The organism is Sphingomonas sp. DG1-23 (assembly GCF_030730875.1).
Taxonomy (GTDB): domain Bacteria; phylum Pseudomonadota; class Alphaproteobacteria; order Sphingomonadales; family Sphingomonadaceae; genus Sphingomonas.
Window position 1 is genome coordinate 426,678 of record NZ_JAVAMA010000002.1, and the last position, 16,879, is coordinate 443,556.

12 protein-coding genes are annotated in these 16,879 nt (G+C 66.5%); 10 read left to right on the forward strand and 2 right to left on the reverse strand.

The window, feature by feature from the left end:
* Positions 1-99 precede the first annotated feature (99 nt).
* On the reverse strand, positions 100-2,106 hold the full coding sequence (locus Q9Q95_RS05070) for a lytic transglycosylase domain-containing protein (RefSeq protein WP_306094529.1): 2,007 nt from the start codon (positions 2,104-2,106) through the stop codon (positions 100-102).
* 71 nt (positions 2,107-2,177) lie between these two features.
* Between Q9Q95_RS05070 and dapA the strand changes: the two genes are divergently transcribed.
* From dapA to Q9Q95_RS05105, 7 genes are all read left to right on the forward strand, one after another.
* A complete protein-coding gene (dapA, locus tag Q9Q95_RS05075) occupies positions 2,178-3,059 on the forward strand; it encodes a 4-hydroxy-tetrahydrodipicolinate synthase (RefSeq protein WP_306094530.1) in 882 nt (293 codons plus the stop codon).
* 189 nt (positions 3,060-3,248) lie between these two features.
* The gene (locus tag Q9Q95_RS05080) at positions 3,249-5,561 is read left to right on the forward strand and encodes a TonB-dependent receptor (RefSeq protein ID WP_306094532.1); all 2,313 of its coding nucleotides are present in this window, start codon (positions 3,249-3,251) and stop codon (positions 5,559-5,561) included.
* 253 nt (positions 5,562-5,814) lie between these two features.
* Positions 5,815-6,297: an SsrA-binding protein SmpB gene (smpB, locus tag Q9Q95_RS05085; protein ID WP_306094534.1), complete on the forward strand. Its 483-nt coding sequence runs from the start codon at positions 5,815-5,817 to the stop codon at positions 6,295-6,297.
* Positions 6,290-6,859: a DUF2062 domain-containing protein gene (locus Q9Q95_RS05090; RefSeq protein WP_306094536.1), complete on the forward strand. Its 570-nt coding sequence runs from the start codon at positions 6,290-6,292 to the stop codon at positions 6,857-6,859. The genes smpB and Q9Q95_RS05090 overlap by 8 nt, the downstream gene beginning before the upstream one ends.
* Positions 6,860-6,903: 44 nt before the next feature.
* The gene (locus Q9Q95_RS05095) at positions 6,904-8,997 is read left to right on the forward strand and encodes a M13 family metallopeptidase (protein ID WP_306094538.1); all 2,094 of its coding nucleotides are present in this window, start codon (positions 6,904-6,906) and stop codon (positions 8,995-8,997) included.
* A gap of 168 nt (positions 8,998-9,165) precedes the next feature.
* Positions 9,166-11,550, forward strand: coding sequence for a response regulator (locus Q9Q95_RS05100; protein WP_306094695.1), 2,385 nt, complete (start codon positions 9,166-9,168; stop codon positions 11,548-11,550).
* Between the two features lie 39 nt (positions 11,551-11,589).
* Positions 11,590-11,943 (forward strand): response regulator, encoded by a 354-nt coding sequence (locus tag Q9Q95_RS05105; RefSeq protein ID WP_306094541.1) that lies wholly within the window; start codon positions 11,590-11,592, stop codon positions 11,941-11,943.
* Positions 11,944-12,747: 804 nt separating this feature from the next.
* Here the strand turns inward: Q9Q95_RS05105 and Q9Q95_RS05110 are convergent.
* Positions 12,748-13,464 carry an MOSC domain-containing protein gene (locus Q9Q95_RS05110; protein ID WP_306094542.1) on the reverse strand — a complete coding sequence of 239 codons (717 nt, stop codon included), beginning with the start codon at positions 13,462-13,464 and terminating at the stop codon, positions 12,748-12,750.
* Between Q9Q95_RS05110 and Q9Q95_RS05115 the strand changes: the two genes are divergently transcribed.
* The 3 genes from Q9Q95_RS05115 to ilvD are packed head-to-tail and all read left to right on the forward strand — an operon-like array spanning position 13,463 to position 16,736.
* On the forward strand, positions 13,463-14,272 hold the full coding sequence (locus tag Q9Q95_RS05115) for an enoyl-CoA hydratase/isomerase family protein (RefSeq protein WP_306094544.1): 810 nt from the start codon (positions 13,463-13,465) through the stop codon (positions 14,270-14,272). The genes Q9Q95_RS05110 and Q9Q95_RS05115 overlap by 2 nt on opposite strands.
* Positions 14,269-15,003: an N-formylglutamate amidohydrolase gene (locus tag Q9Q95_RS05120; RefSeq protein ID WP_306094546.1), complete on the forward strand. Its 735-nt coding sequence runs from the start codon at positions 14,269-14,271 to the stop codon at positions 15,001-15,003. Before Q9Q95_RS05115 ends, Q9Q95_RS05120 begins: the two co-directional genes overlap by 4 nt.
* An 11-nt stretch (positions 15,004-15,014) precedes the next feature.
* Entirely contained in the window at positions 15,015-16,736 is a 1,722-nt protein-coding gene (gene ilvD, locus Q9Q95_RS05125; RefSeq protein ID WP_306094548.1) for a dihydroxy-acid dehydratase, read from the forward strand.
* Positions 16,737-16,879 lie beyond the last annotated feature (143 nt).

The following is a 16,879-nucleotide window of genomic DNA, read 5'->3' on the forward strand; positions in this document are numbered from 1 at the left end:
GGTCCGCTATGCGGCTTGAGGCGCACATTGAACCTCAGGCTGATCGTTTGCGGCGCAGTGGACCCCGGCACAGGGCCGGGGTGACCGCTTGATGTGCGGCTAACCCGGCCGGTTCTTGCCCAGATACCAGCTCATGTTCGAAGGTCCGCGCGAGCGCGCGAATTGCGGGTTCAGCAGATCATAGACCACGGCGTTCTCGAGCACGCGCTGGACGTAGTTCTTGGTCTCGAAGATCGGGATCTGCTCGATCCATTTGACCATGTCGCCCCCCGGCAGCCGGGGATCGCCGTTCGCGCGGATCCATTTATTCACATTGCCCGGCCCGGCATTGTACGCCGCCACCGCCAGCGGATAGCTGCCATAGAGGTTGTAGACGCGCTGGAAATAGCTCGAGCCGAGCTTGATGTTGTAGTCGGTATCGGTGGTCAGCGACTCGCGGTTGTAGCTCAGCCCCAATTTGCCCGCGGTCTCGGCGGCGGTGCCCGGCATCAGCTGCATCAGCCCGCGCGCGCCGGCATGGCTCACTGCCGCGCGATCGAACTGGCTCTCCTGCCGCGCGATCGCGTGGATGATCGTCCAGTAATCGCGCTGCGTCTCGGGGACCTTCACCGAGGGGAAGCCCGCCGCGGTATAGTCCGACAGTCCGTTCTCCAGCGCGCTGCGCCCGACCATCACCCCCAGGTCGGGCCGGCCGATCGTGCGGCTGAGCTCGGCGGCGAGGACATGGTCGCTGTCGGACGTGGCGTCGCGCGCGATCTGGCGAATGAACATGCCTTGCGAGACGCGGTCGCCGGTCGTCCCGAGCAGCTGGACCGCGCGTACCGTCTCGCGCCGGTAAAAGGCATCGCGGGCCGCAATGTCGGCGACACGGGTGTCGAGCGGCGGCGGCCCTTTGAGCGGGCGCCCCAGCCGTTCGGCGGCGAGCTGGCCGTAATAGAGATCGGCGAAGCCCGCGGCGCGCGCGAAATAGTCCTGCGCGGCGACCTGATCGCCCGCCGCCTCGGCGGCGCGCCCCGCCCAGTACAGGCCCTTGGACTGGGTGGTCGGGGTCTTCGAGCCCCTCGAATAGCGCTCGAACATGCCCATTGCGTCGCGGGGGCGGGCGAGATTGTAATAGGCCGTGGTGCCCGCCAGCCAGGTCAGGCTGGTATAATCGTCGCGCTCGCCCAGCGGCAGTTCGGCAATGACCGTGGTTGACGGGAAGGCGTCGTCGACCTGGGCGGCGATCTGATAGGCGAGGCTGTGCTGTCCGTCGGCCGAGGCGCCGCGCGCTGCCATCAGCAGCACTTCGTACCACGCCTCGGCATCGCCCGGATACGAAGTCAGCCGCGGCCGCTGCGCCAGATAGGCGCGCATCGCCGGACTCTGGCCGCTGTCGCGCAGCCAACGCGCACGATCGGCGATGTAACCGGGATCGTTGCGGCCGATATCCATCGCGTTCGCGCCCTTGAGCGCGGCGTCGGCCGCCTTGGCGCGAAACGCGATCCGCGCCTCGAAGATCGCGCGCTTCGACGGTGAGACGAAGCCGAGCTGGCGCTGCGCCGCGCTGGTCGCGCCCTTCCACAACAGCATGTCCGCCCGGGCATCGTGGTCCGCCGGCGCCAGCGCCGACAGAAACGAAGCCATCAGCTTGCTCTCGTCCGACGCGCGCATCGTCCCCGCGCGCCACGCCTTGCGCGCCTGTTCGTCGGCATCGGCGCGCCGGCCGGAAGCGGCGAGCGCCTCGGCGAAGCGGACATGCCCGGCGGGCGTCAGCGGCGGAAAGCGATCGAAGAAGCGCACCACCAGCCCCGGTGCCCAGCTGCCGCTGTCGAGCACCGTCTCGGCCGCGGCGCGCCGGCCGGTCTCGCCTGGCCAGCCGGGATGCGCGAGCATGAAATTGGCATAGTCGGAAAAGGGCCAATTGTCGGACTGCTGGAGCCGCTTCCATTCGGCGAGCGCCGGCGCGAGCGGATCGGCCTGCGCATAAGCCGGCGAAACCGGTGCGACTGCATTCTGCAGCGCCCCCGCGGCCGATCGGATTTGTTCCTGCGTGAGCTGCGACGAAACCGCGACCCCCGACACCCCAGCGAGCAATACAGCGCTCTTGATAACCGTCCCGAGCATGCTGGACATCATACGGACTCGCCGCCTATCTGCCAGTCCCGATCTCGGGAAATGAGGAAGATTTTCACGCCATGTTCTCCGGGTCGATTCCTGCATTGGTCACGCCGTTCCGTAACGGCAGTTTTGCAGAGCAAGATTACCGGGACCTTGTTGAATGGCAGATTGCCGAAGGTTCGGCGGCTCTGGTTCCGTGCGGCACCACCGGCGAGGCGGCGACGCTGACCAAGGACGAGCATTTCGAGATCGTCCGCATCTGCGCCGATCAGGCCAAGGGCAGAGTGCCGGTGCTGGCCGGGGCGGGCTCGAACGACACCCAGGTGGCGATCGCCAACGTCCATGCCGCGAAGCAGTCGGGCGCCGACGCGGTGCTGATGGTGCCGCCTTATTACAACCGCCCGAGCCAGGAAGGCATCTTCCGCCATTTCGAGGCCGTCGCCAACGCCACCGATTTGCCGATTATCCTCTATAACGTTCCCGGCCGGACGGTCACCGACATCCAGCCGGCGACGATGGCGCGGATCGTCGCGGCGTTCGGCAGCCGCTTCCTCGGGGTCAAGGACGCGACCGGCCAGCTCGGCCGGGTGTCCGAGCAGCGCGCCGGCTGCGGGCCCGATTTCATCCAGCTCTCGGGCAATGACGAGACCGCATTGGCCTTCAACGCGATGGGCGGCACCGGCTGCATCTCGGTCAGCGCCAATGTCGCGCCGCGGCTGTGCGCCGACTTCCAGGCTGCCTGGGCCGCGGGCGACACCGCCCGCGCGCTCGAACTCCACGACCGGCTCTATCCGCTCCATATCGCGATGTTCACCGATGCCTCGCCCGGCCCGGTCAAATATGCGCTGGGCAAGGTCCGCCCCGGCTTCCCCGGCGAGCTGCGTCTGCCGATGACCGAAGCCGGCGAGGCGAGCCGCGCCGCGGTCGACGCTGCTTTGGCGCATGCCGGGCTGATCTAGCGACCGCTTGCAAATGCTGCATCTTGCGCCGCGGAAAAGCGCAAGCATTCGTCACAATCCCATCACAATCCGCGCCTAGCGGCGCGCTCAGGGAAAACAGCCCTTTCGCGAACCCCGGCCGTCCCGCGCGCATTCTGCGCCGGGCGACGGCTGCGTGCGTCCGCGAACCAGAACAAGATTGGGGAACCGATGAAATTCGTATCTGTCCGCCGCGTCCTTCGTTCGAGCGCGGCCATCGCCGCCTTGCTCTACGCCGGCACCGCTTTTGCTCAGGACACCGAGGCCGCAGTCGACGCCCAGGCTGATGCCGGCGACATCGTCGTCACCGCGCAACGCCGCGAAGAGCGCCTCATCGACGTGCCGGTCTCGGTCGCCGTGCTGCAGGGCGATTCGCTTCGCGACTTCCAGGCCGCGGGCGACGACACGCTCGCGCTCGCCGGCCGCGTCCCCGGCCTCTATGCCGAGACGACCACCGGCCGCATCTTCCCGCGCTATTACATCCGCGGCCTCGGCAATATAGATTTCTATCTCGGCGCGTCGCAGCCGGTGTCGATCATCCAGGACGATGTCGTGCTCGAGCATGTCGTGCTCAAGTCGAACCCGGTCTACGATCTCGACCGCGTCGAAGTGCTGCGCGGCCCGCAGGGCTCGCTGTTCGGTCGCAACACCACCGCCGGCATCGTCAAGTTCGACACGATCCGCCCGAGCCAGACCTTTCAGGGCCGCGCCGCATTGTCGGTCGGCGAATATGGCAGCTCCAACATCGACGCCGGCTTCGGCGGTCCGATCGTCGACGACGTGCTGTCGTTCCGCGTTTCCGGCCTCTATCAGCACCGCGACGACTGGGTCGACAACAGCTATACCGGCCCGAGCTTCGACGGCACCCGCGGCAGCTTCAACGCGATGGGCGGTTTCGACGACCGCAACCTGCGACTCCAGCTCCGCTTCACGCCGACCGATCGCCTGACCTTCGACCTTTCCGGGCATGGCCGCTGGTACAAGGGCAGCTCGACCCTGTTCCACCGCGGCGCGCTGGTGAAGGGCTCGAACAGCGTCGAGAACGAACCGCGCGACCGCGTCGCCTATGACGAGGCGATGGACAATCCGCAGGCGTACGACACCTATGGTGCGTCGCTGCGCGCGAGCTACGATCTGGGCGGCGCGGTGCTCACCTCGATCTCGGCCTGGGAAACCACCTCGGGTTACAGCCGCGGCGACACCGATGGCGGCGCAGCGACCCTGTTCGCCGGCCCGGCATTCTACGGCCAGTCGCAGGGCAATGTCCGCGATCTCGACCAGTTCAGCCAGGAGCTGCGCATCGCCAGCCCCGGCACCGGCAAGTTTAACTGGCAGTTCGGCGGCTATTATTTCGACTCGCGCGACATCACCGATTTCTACCAGCGCCGCGTGTTCCTCTCGGCGCCGTTCGACCCCGCCGATCCCAACAGCAACAATCCCAACAACTGGGTGCGGCTGCGCAACGTCAACACGTCGTGGGCGGCGTTCGGCCAGGCCAGCTACGAGTTGATCCCGAACCTCACGCTCACCGCCGGCGCGCGCATCACCAACGACAGCAAGTCGACCCGCCTGCTCAAGACCGCCGACACCGGCACCGGCGCGGTGACCTATGCCGGCCGCCGCTTCGTCGAGCTCGAGGACACCAGGGAAAGCTGGGACGTCAGCGCGCTCTACAAGCTTAGCGACGATGTCAGCGTCTATGCCCGCGTCGCCAGCGGCTTCCGCGGTCCGACGATCCAGGGCCGCTCGGCGGTGTTCAACTCGGACTTCACTACGGCGGATTCGGAGACGATCCTGTCGTGGGAGGCCGGCGTGAAGGGCGCATTGCTCGACAATCGCGTGCGCTTCAATCTGAGCGGCTTCTATTACACGGTCGACGACATCCAGTTGAACGCCAATGACGTGAACGGCAACGGCGTGCTGCTCAATGCCGACAAGGCCAAGGCCTATGGTGTCGAGGCCGAGCTCGACGTGCATCCGGTGCAGAATCTCGCGCTCTCGCTGGGCGGCAGCTGGCTCCACACCGAGATCGACGATCAGGCCGCGCTCGCGCAGGTCTGTGTGCTCGGTGGGACGATCGTCTGCACCGTCGACGATCCGACCGTGGTCATCCCCGGCCGCGGCACCTTCGCCCGGATCGACGGCAATCGCCTGCCCAACGCGCCCGAATACAATCTCAACGTCGCGGCGCGCTACGACATCCCGACGGGCGATGACGGCAAGTTCTTCGTCTCGACCGACTGGAACCTGCAGGGCTTCACCAGCTTCGTGCTGTACGACACCAAAGAGTTCACTTCGGACGGCAACTTCGAAGGCGGTCTCAAGATCGGCTATGAAGGCGGCGACGGCGATTGGGAAATCGCTGCGTTCGCCCGCAACATCACCAACGAGAAGAACCTCAAGGGCGTGATCGAGAACTATATGGCCGCGGTGTTCAACGATCCGCGGATCATCGGCGTCTCGTTCAGCACGCGGATGCGTTGATCTGAAGAGCGCCCCTCCCTGCTCGCAGGGAGGGCCCGGGGTGGGTGCGCGCGTCTGCGCGCTCTGAGGACTCATCACCCGGCATTGAAGCGGCGAGCAGGGCATCGAGCCCCGCTCGCCGTAACCCACCCCCTAACCCCTCCCCGGTAGGGAGGGGAATGAAAGGCCCGGCCGCAATGCCGGGCCTTTTCTTTTGCCGACCGGGACGATCGGCTTCCCTTCGGCGCGCCGCCCCCCTACATGCCCACATCCCATGGCCCGTCCTCGCCCCGCCACCTTCGAGAAAGTGAAGACCGTCGCCGAGAACCGGCGCGCGCGGTACGAATATTTCATCGAGACGGTCTACGAGGCCGGGCTTGCCCTGACCGGCACCGAAGTGAAGTCGCTGCGCTTCGGCGAGGGCTCGATCGCCGAGGCCTATGCCGAAGTGAAGGAAAACGGGGTGTGGCTGGTCAACGCCAACATCCCCGAATTCAGCCATGGCAATCGCTATAATCACGAGCCCAAGCGCCCGCGTAAATTGCTCCTTCACGAGCGTGAAATAAACAAGCTGCACGGAGCCGTGGCGCGCGAGGGTATGACGCTCGTCCCGCTCTCGATCTATTTCAACGGGCGCGGGCGCGCCAAGGTCGAGCTGGCGCTCGCGAAGGGCAAGAAGACGCATGACAAGCGCGAGTCGATCAAGGAACGCGACTGGAAGCGCGAGCAAGGCCGGATCCTCCGCGACCGTGGCTGACGGGTTCGGCGCACGCTTCCGCGCCTGGGTCGATCGCAATTTGCCGACGCGCGAGAGCTTCGAATCGAACCGCTGGCTGCGCCCGATCGCGCACCGCATCCTGCATTCGTCGCTGTGGCGGATGACGCGGCGCTCGGTGCCGCGCGGCGTCGCGCTCGGCATGTTCACCGGCATCCTGATTCCGATGGGCCAGATCCCGGCATCGGCGGTGCTCGCGCTGCCGTTGCGCGCGAACGTGCCCGCGGCCGCCTTGACCACCTTCTTCACCAATCCGTTCACCACGCCGTTCCTGTTCATTCTCTACTACAAGCTCGGCAATTGGACGCTGCATCTGAGCGGCACCAGCGCGGCGCAGGCCAGGACCGCAGTCGCCGATGCCGGCTGGCTGCACTGGCTCGCGGCGGATGTCGGCCTGCCCACCGCAGTCGGCATGGCGATGTGCGCCGTCATCGGCGGCATTCTCGGCTATGTCGTGGCGGCGTTCGGCTGGCGTCTTTGGATCACGCGCAAATGGCGCAAGCGCTCAACCGAGCGCGCAGCGCGGCAGATTGACGCGGCGTAGCAGCGGCGTAAGACAGCGCCTTTCTCTTTTCGAAGGGCCGCTCCATGCGTCTTCCGCTTCTTGCCACTACCTTCCTCGCCGCGCCGGCGCTGCTCGCCGGCTGCACCCGCGCTGACACGCCGCCGCCCGAGGCTGTAGCCGCCCAGACCGCCACCGTGTCGCAGGCCGCTGTCGGCCCGGTCGCGCCCGCGACGGCGCCGCGCCCGCAGCTCGGCAATTACGGCTTCGACGAGGCCGGCATGGACAAGTCGATCGCCCCCGGCGACGATTTCTACGGCTATGCCAACGGCATCTGGGCGCGGACCACCCCGATCCCGTCGGACAAGTCGAATTTCGGCGCGTTCAACGTGATCGACGATCTGTCGAAGCAGCGCACGCAGGAAATCCTCGAAGCGGCCAAGGCCGATCCCAATTCGAAGATCGGCGTCGCCTATGCCACCTATCTCGACACTGCGGCGATCGACGCCAAGGGCCTTGCGCCGATTCAGCCCTGGCTCGACCAGATCAAGAGCGTGAAGGCCAAATCGGGCCTCGCTTCATTGTACGCGCAGGCCGATCGCAACGGCGTGCAGGGCCTGTTCGGCAGCTATATCGGCCAGGACGACAAGAATCCCGAGGTCTATGCGCTCAGCCTCGCGCAGGGCGGGCTCGGCATGCCCGACCGCGATTATTATCTCTCGAAGGACGCCAAGCTCGTCGAGACGCGGGGTGCCTATGAGAAGCATCTCGCCAACGTCCTGACCTTGGCGCACGAACCCAATGCCGCCGCGCGCGCCAAGGCGATCCTCGCGCTTGAGACGCGGATCGCGCAGGCGCACTGGACCCGCGTCGAGAGCCGCGATGCCAACAAGACCTACAACAAGATGACCGTCGCCCAGCTCGTGCGGAAGGCGCCGGGCTTCGATTTCAAGGGCTATTTCGCCGGCATCGGCGCGTCGGTCGACAGTGTGATCGTCGCGCAGCCCAGCGCCGTGACGGCGATCGCCAGGCAGGTCCAGGCCACGCCGCTCGCCGTTCTCAAGGATCAGTTGCTCGTCCGCAGCCTCGACAATTTCGCCGACGTGCTGCCGTCCGGCTTCGACAAGGAACAGTTCGCATTCTACGGCACCACGCTGTCGGGCACGCCCGAGCAGCAGGTCCGCTGGAAGCGCGCAGTCGAGTTCACCACCGGTGCCGTGTCGGACGAGGTCAGCCAGGCCTATGTCGCCAAATATTTCCCGCCGGCCACCAAGGCCGCGGCCGACGCATTGGTCAAGAACGTCATCGCCGCGATGGATCGCCGCATCGATCAGCTCGACTGGATGGCGCCCGAGACCAAGGTCAAGGCACATGCCAAGCTCGCCGCCTTCACCCCCAAGATCGGCTATCCCGATCGCTGGCACGATTATTCGAACCTGCAGATCACCGCCGGCGACGCGTACGGCAACAATGTCCGCGCCAATAATTGGGCGCATGACGACGAGGTCTCGAAGCTCGGTTCGCCGATCCGGCGCTGGGAATGGGGCATGACGCCGATGGAAGTGAATGCCTATGCCAATTTCGGCATGGTCGAGATCGTCTTCCCCGCGGCGATCCTGCAGCCGCCTTTCTTCGATCCCAACGCCGATCCCGCGGTCAATTATGGCGGCATCGGAGCGGTGATCGGCCACGAGCTAAGCCACCATTTCGATGATCAGGGCGCCAAGTACAATGCCGAGGGCCGCCTCACCGATTGGTGGACGCCGGCCGATGTCGCCGCATTCAAGGCGCGCACCGACGCGCTTTCCGCGCAATACGACCAGTACGAGCCGCTGCCGGGGATGCACGTGAAGGGCGCGCTCACGCTCGGCGAGAATGTCGCCGATCTGGCCGGCCTCACCGTGGCTTATGACGCCTACAAGCATTCGCTGGGCGGCGAGGGCGCGCCGGTGATCGACGGCACCTCGGGCGATCAGCGTTTCTATCTCGGCTGGGCACAGGTCTGGCGGCGCAACTACCGCGAGGCCAATCTGCGCCAACGTCTGCTCACCGATCCGCACAGCCCGTCGCAGCAGCGCGCCTGGGTCGTGCGCAACCTCGATCCCTGGTATTCGGCCTTCGCGCCGGCCCCGGGCAACAAATTGTTCCTGACCCCCGAGCAACGCGTCCGGATCTGGTGATTCCCGTCTTCCGCTCCCTTTGGGAGCGGGAAGGGCCCGCTCGCCAAGCGAGTGGGAAGGCTGAGGGCGGTTCAACCCTCAGCCTTCCGCCGCTTCGCGGCTCCCTCGCTCTCCCGACGGGAGAGGGAATACTTGACCCGCCCGGCCGCAGCGAACATCGCTAACCCGATGGCGACCTTGCCGACTCCTGCACCTGCTCCGCGCCGCCTGCTGCCGTTGGTCGCTGCGGTCGCTGCCGGTTTGACCGCGGCCGCGCTCATCCTGATCACGCTCAACGATCGCGTCGTCGCGATCGGCTTCGTCGCCGCGAGCCTGCTGGCGGCGGGCGTGTTGCTCGGTGCGCGCCGGATGCTCCATCGCGAGGCGCAGGTCGAGACTTACACCGACTGGTCGGTGGCGCAGGCGCTCGCCGCCGCATCGGAGGACGCGCTTGCCGTCACCGACCGCGCCGGCCGCATGGTCTGCGCCAATGCCCGCTACGAGATGCTGTTCGCCGGCTGGCCGACTCCGCCCAGCCTGCCGGTCAGCGACTCCGCGGTAGAGGCATTGGGCGTCGCCGCGCGCACGGCGTGGCGCGACGGCGAGGCGCATGTCGACAATATTCAGGTTTACGGCGCGCCCGTCTCCGCCCGGGTCGAGCGGGTCGGCGACGAATCGCTGGTGTGGCGCTTCGTCGGCGTGCAGGCGCTCGATCTCGCCACCCAGGTCGAAGCGCTGATTCATGGCCATACCGGCGATCGGCTCGCCGCGGCGGGGATCATGGCGGTGATGGTCACTCCCGAAGGCCGGGTCCGCTCGGCCAATCGGGTGTTCAAGGCGCGCGCGATGGGCGCGCCCGACGCGCCCGCCGAGGGCCGCGACTTCACCCGCTTCCTGATCACCGATTCCGCGGGGCTGGTCCGCTTCGAGCGCGAGGGGCTCGAGGGCAATCCGCTGCGGGTGCTCCAGATCCCGTTCCTCGACGGCGACGAGGCACCGATGCTGGTCGCTTTGCTCGACGAGGACAATATGGCACTGCCGGCGCCGGCGATCGGGGCGAGCGCCTCGGCGCATGTCCGCTCGCTGATCGCGATGCTGCCATCGGGGCTCGCTTTGGTCGATCGCGACGGCCGCTTCGTCAGCATGAACGACGCGTTCGTTCGCGCCGCGCGGATCAACGCCGCTGCGCCGCCGCTTTATCCGATCGATCTGGTGGTGCGCGAGGACAAGGCCGCACTTGCCGATGCCGTCCGCCGTTTCGCCGGCGGCGCCGCGCAATCTGCCGAGATGACGGTGCGCTTCAACGACGCGCCCGAGGAGCCGGTCGCGCTCACCATCGCCGGCGCGCGCGGGCTCGGCGACGCGGCAGTGCTGATCAGCCTCAAGGATTCGGGCGAGGAGGGCAAGCTCAAGCGGCAGATCGCCCAGGCCACCAAGATGCAGGCCGTCGGCCAGCTCGCGGGCGGCGTCGCGCACGACTTCAACAACATCCTCACCGCGATCATCGGCCATTGCGATCTGATGCTGATGCGCCATTCGCCCGGCGACAGCGACTATGACGACATCCAGCAGATCCGCGCCAATTCGAACCGCGCCGCCTCGCTGACCCGGCAATTGCTCGCATTCTCGCGTCAGCAGACTCTCCGACCGCAAGTGCTCCAGCTCCCCGACGTCATCTCGGAGGTGTCGAACCTGCTCAAGCGCCTGCTCGGCGAGACCGTCCGGCTCGAGGTCAAGCATGGCCGCAATCTCGGCCCGGTCCGCGCCGATCCGGGCCAGCTTGAGCAGGTCGTGGTCAATCTCGCGGTCAATGCCCGTGACGCGATGCTATCGGCCAACCCGAGCGGCGGCGGCACCCTGACCATCGCCACTGCCTGCGTCGCCGCGGCCGAGGTCCGGCAGATGGACGACGACGTTCTGCCGGTCGGCGACTATACCGCGCTGCGCATCACCGACACGGGGACGGGCATCCCGCCCGACATTCTCGGCAAGATCTGGGAGCCGTTCTTCACCACCAAGGAAGTCGGCAAGGGCACCGGGCTCGGCCTGTCGACCGTCTACGGCATCATCAAGCAATCGGGCGGGTTCATCTTCGCCGACAACATCCCCGATGGCGGCGCCGAATTCACCATCTATTTGCCGGTGCACAGTGCGCCCGAGGCCGTGGTCGCCAAGGTGCCGGCCAAGCCCAAGCAGATCGACCTGTGGGGTTCGGGGACGATCCTGCTGGTCGAGGACGAGGACATGGTCCGCGCCGTCGCCGAGCGTGCGCTCACCCGGCAGGGCTATACCGTCGTCACCGCCGAAAATGGCGAGGCGGCGCTCGAGACGCTCGAGACCATGGAGCGCCCCGATTTGCTGATCAGCGACGTGGTGATGCCGTCGATGGACGGCCCGACCATGGCGCGGCAGGTCCGCGCGCGCTATCCCGATCTGCCGATCCTGTTCATGTCGGGCTATGCCGAGGAGCAGCTGCGCAGGTCGATCGATCTCGGCAATGTCGCCTTCCTGCCCAAACCCTTTTCGGTTCAACAGCTTGCCGAAGCTACCCGCGACGTTCTCGCGCCGAAATAATCTCTTGGCGGCGCCGGAATTTCCTGCAAAGTGCCGAACATGCCAAGCTTGCGCCGTGTCCTCATCGTAGAGGATGAACCCTTGATCGCGATGATGCTCGAGGACTTTCTCGACGCGCTCGACCGGGAGCTCGCCGGAACGGCCGACGACGTCGCCGGTGCGCTGGCGCGGATCGAGGCGGGGGGAGTCGAGGCGGCGATCCTCGACGTCAATCTGCGCGGCGGCGAGCAGAGCTGGCCGATCGCCGCAAAGCTCGCCGAACTTGGCATCCCCTTCATCCTCGCCACCGGCGGGGCAGGCGATTCGATCGCCGAGCCGTGGCGCGATCGCCCGATCCTGTCCAAGCCCTTCACCATGGACGGGGTGGAAAAGGCGCTCGACGGGCTGGGCTGAGGGTTGCGATCAGGCGGCGTCGATGCGCCCCTTCGCGCCGGCCGATCGTTTTGTCCGAATCATGACAGGACGCTGCGTGCTGCTCCCGGCGGTCGTCGCTCATGGGAGCGATCTGCATCGGGAGATTGCGGATATTGTGCAGGTGATAAAGGATGCCGCCGTCAAGCCCGCCCGATGCGGGCCTATCGAAGGCGAGCGGCCGTGCCTGGACACCGACCGAAACGGAAAATCGAAGCGTCTCCTTCGGAGCCATCAAGCGAGGACGCGATTCGAGAACATGATCGGCATCACCAGCTTGTTGCGAAAGCGCATGAGACGGCAGTCCAGGCGGGCCAGGTCACGATCCGGAGCGCAGTCATCGTTAACGCGGGGGCGGCTGTTTCCGTCCTCGCTTTCATTGGCGGGTTGGTCGGGCAGGGGCGGCTCGGTATTAAGGAAATCACATCGATAGCAGATAGCCTGGTCTGGTTCGCGATTGGTATAGTTTGCGGTGTGGGTTCCTTGGGAGCGTCCTATCTGTCGCAATACGCTACCAGGAATAGTCTCGAGAAGAAGAAGTGTTCATTCCAGCCTCCATATGTGCATGCCTCGCGTGCCAGTGTTTTCTGGAGTAGATCTGCGAACGCCATGCGCACCATTGGGATATCGGTGGGGATCGCCTCTCTTTTGATGTTCGTGGCCGGGATGTGCGATGTGCATCATGCGATCACCAGCTTCCATTTGCTCGACGTTCAGCCTTCTGCTCCATCTCGCTGATCAGCGGGCAGTTGAACCGATCCGGTACTTCCGGGCCGCGAACTGGCGTCAGTCGACCACCCGCACCGGATCCCCCGCCCGGATCAGCCCCGGCCGCGCCGGCGTCGCATAGACGCCATAGGCATTGCCGAACTGCCGGGCGACCGTCCGCAATACCCCCACGTCCTTGGCGGCGGTGTCGGGATCGATGGTGATCAGCACGCAGCGCGGGATGGGATCGGCCATCTGCACGATCGCGCCATCCGCCTCGTTGCCGAAGGCGAGCCGCAGCCCCTGCCAATCATTCACCGGCAATTCGCTTTCGATCATCACATTGGCGCGGAAACGCTGCGGATCGAGTGCGCAGCCATGCGCCGCCTCGATCCGCGCGTGGCTCGCCGTGGTGACGACCGAGATCGGCATCGAATCATAGATGCCGCGCGCGACCTGGAGCAGCCCCACCGGCTCCCCCGCCGCCGCCTCGAGATGGGCGTGGAGCATCGGATCGTGCAGCGGTACCGCCGCGCCGTCGGGTGTCTCGACCAGCACCGCCGAGGTCTTGGGCGCGCCCGGATCGGCGAAGCTGGCGCGGTGGAGCGCCATCGCTGGCACCTCGCGCGCGGTCAGCCACGGAAAGCGCGTGCCATTGGCCTTGCGGACGAACGCATATTGGCGATCCCCCTCGATCCCCTGCCAGTCGACCTCGGCAATCCCCAGCCGCTCGCCCGCCATCGACTTGACGGGATAACGGTTGAGCGCCGCGACATGGCCGACGATGCGAGTCATGCCGGGCGCGCTATCGGGCAATGCCCGCCGCCGCAACCGCCAGCGTGACAGAAGCGGCGCGATCGGGCAGAGCGCGGCCATGATCCACCTGACCCGCGACGGCCCGGTCGCGTCTCTCGCGCTGGCGCGTCCCGAAGCCAGGAATGCGCTGCCGATCGCGGCATGGCAGGCGCTCGCCGCCGCCGCGCGCGAAGTCGGCGACGCCCGGGCGGTGATCCTCAGATCCGACGTTCCCGGCATCTTCTCGGCCGGCGCTGATGTCCGCGAGTTCGAGGCGCTCCAGCAGGATCCGGCGTTGCGCACGGCCTTCCGCACCGCCATGCGCGAAGCGATCGAGGCGCTCGCCGCCTTGCCGATGCCGGTGATCGCCGCGATCGACGGCGGCTGCTTCGGCGCCGCGGTGGCATTGATTCTCGCCGCCGATATCCGCGTCGCCGGCAACCACGCCGAGTTCGCCACCACGCCCGCGCGGCTCGGGCTCGGCTATCCCGAGCCGGACGTCGCCCGGCTGGTCGCGCAACTGGGCAAGGGCATGGCTTCGCTGATGCTGTTCACCGGCGACCGGCTGGCGCCGGACGAAGCCAAGCGCATCGGGCTTGTCGAGCTGCGTTCCAGAAAGGCGATCGACACCGCTTCGGAGCTCGCCGCCGCGATCGCCGGCAACGCGCCGCAAGCGGTCCGGCTGCTCAAGCGCGCGATCACGGGTGGGAAGGGGCTCGATCAGGCGTTCGACGACGCGTTTGGCGGGGCCGAGTTCGCCGAGGGCATCGCGGCCTTCCGCGAGCGCCGCAAGCCGCTGTATCGATGAGCGCGCCCGCCGAGATCATCGAAGGAAAGCAGCAGGATATCCTGCTGCTTTGCGATCATGCCTCAAACGCCGTGCCGGCCGATATCGACCTGCAGATAGCCGCTGAACTGCTCGATCTCCACATCGCCGTCGACATCGGCGCCGGGCCGCTGACCCGCAGCCTTGCTGCGCGTCTCGACGCGCCGGCGATCCTCGCCACGGTCTCGCGGCTGGTGGTCGATCTCCATCGCGAGCCCGACCATGTCGGCCTGATCCCCCATCGCAGCGACGGCCATCTGATCCCCGGAAACGACACGGTCGACCGCGCCGCACGGATCGCGCGTTTTCACGCGCCTTATCATCGTCTGCTCGCGCGCCGCGTGCGCAGCCAGCGGCCGAGGCTGATCCTGTCGATCCACAGTTTCACGCCGTGCCTCGAACATGGCGGCACCGATCGGCCATGGCAGGTCGGCATACTCTACAATCGCGATGCCCGCGCCGCGCGCCCCGCGATCGACTTCTTCCGAAGCCAAGGCCTGGTCACCGGCGACAACGAGCCCTATTCGGGCCGCCTGCTCAACGCCACGCTCAACCGTCATGCCGAGGCCAACGGCATCCCCTCGGTCGCGATCGAAATACGCAACGACCTTGTTCGCGACGCGGCAGGAGTGGAGCAATGGAGCCGGACTTTAGTCGGACTGGCAAATTCTTTGCGCAATAGTCTTGCGCAAAACGGGGCTACCGCGACATAGGCTTGCGCATCATGACCAACCGATTCGACAAATCCCGTCTGCCCAGCCGCCATGTTTCGGTCGGGCCCGAGCGCGCACCGCATCGCAGCTATTATTATGCGATGGGCATCCCCGAAGAGGATATCGCCAAGCCCTTCGTCGCGGTGGCCAGCGCCGGCAATGACAGCGCGCCGTGCAACACCACGCTCGATTTCCAGGCCGATGCCGCGCGCGAGGGCGTGATCGCCAATGGCGGCATGCCCCGGCGCTTCAATACGATCACCGTCACCGATGGCATCGCGATGGGGCATCAGGGGATGAAGTCCTCGCTGGTCAGTCGCGAAGTGATCGCCGATTCGGTCGAGCTCAGCGTCCGCGGCCATTGCTACGACGCGTTGGTCGGCTTCGCCGGTTGCGACAAGTCGCTTCCCGGCATGATGATGGCGATGCTTCGCCTCAACGTTCCCTCGATCTTCGTCTATGGCGGGTCGATCCTGCCCGGCCGGTTCCACGACAAGGACGTCACTGTCGTCGACGTGTTCGAAGCGGTGGGCAAGTTCGCCGCGGGCAATTGCCCGCTCCACGAGCTGACAGCGCTCGAAAAGGTCGCATGCCCCGGCCACGGCGCCTGCGGCGGCCAGTTCACTGCCAATACCATGGCCTGCGTCGGCGAGGCGATCGGCCTGTCGCTGCCCAATTCGAACATGGTGCCCGCGCCCTATCAGTCGCGCGAGCAGATCGCGGTCGCGGCGGGGCATCAGGTGATGAACCTGATCGAGATGAACCTGCGCCCGCGCGACATCTGCACCCGCGAGGCGTTTATCAACGCCGCCCGCGTCGTCGCGGCCACCGGCGGCTCGACCAACGCCGCGCTGCACCTCCCAGCCATGGCGAGCGAAGCCGGGATCGAGTTCGACCTCCACGACGTTGCAGAGGCTTTCAAATCAACACCTTACATCGCCGACCTCAAGCCCGGTGGTAAGTATGTCGCCAAGGACATGCACGAGGCCGGCGGCGTCTACATGCTGATGAAGACGATGCTCGCCGGCGGTTTCCTTGACGGCAATTGCAAGACGGTGACGGGCAAGACCTTGGGCGAGAACATCGACCAGGTCACATGGAACCCCGACCAGAAGGTCATCTATGACGTCAAGACGCCGCTTTCGCCCACCGGCGGCGTCGTCGGCCTGCGCGGCACGCTGGCGCCCGAGGGCGCGATCGTGAAGGTCGCGGGCATGCACCGGCTCCAGTTCACCGGCCCGGCTCGGGTGTTCGATTGCGAGGAGGATGCGTTCGAAGCGGTCGAGCATCGCAAGATCGAGGAGGGCGAAGTCGTCATCATCCGCTACGAAGGACCCAAGGGCGGCCCCGGCATGCGCGAGATGCTGTCGACCACCGCGGCGCTCTACGGTCTCGGCATGGGCGAGAAGGTCGCATTGATCACCGACGGACGCTTCTCGGGCGCCACCCGCGGCTTTTGCATCGGCCATGTCGGTCCCGAAGCGGCCGAGGGCGGCCCGATCGCACTGGTCGAGAATGGCGACACCATCCGCATCGACGCGGAGGCAGGGACAATCGACCTCGACGTTCCCGAGGACGTGCTCGCCGAACGCCGCGCAAAGTGGCAGCCGCGCGTCAACGATTACCAGGCGGGCGCGCTCTGGCGCTATTCCCGAACCGTCGGCCCTGCCTATAAGGGTGCGGTAACGCACCCGGGAGCCAGCGCCGAACGCCATGTCTACGCGGATATCTGATACTTTCCCCTCCCTGCAAGGGAGGGACAAGGATGTTCCCGCGTCGCGCAGATGCCGGTGGCTCTAGACCTGCCCCCGACCCCTCCCGCTCCGCGGAAGGGGCGCGATGAATTCGAGCGCGCGCCGCGATCGCTCCCTTCCCG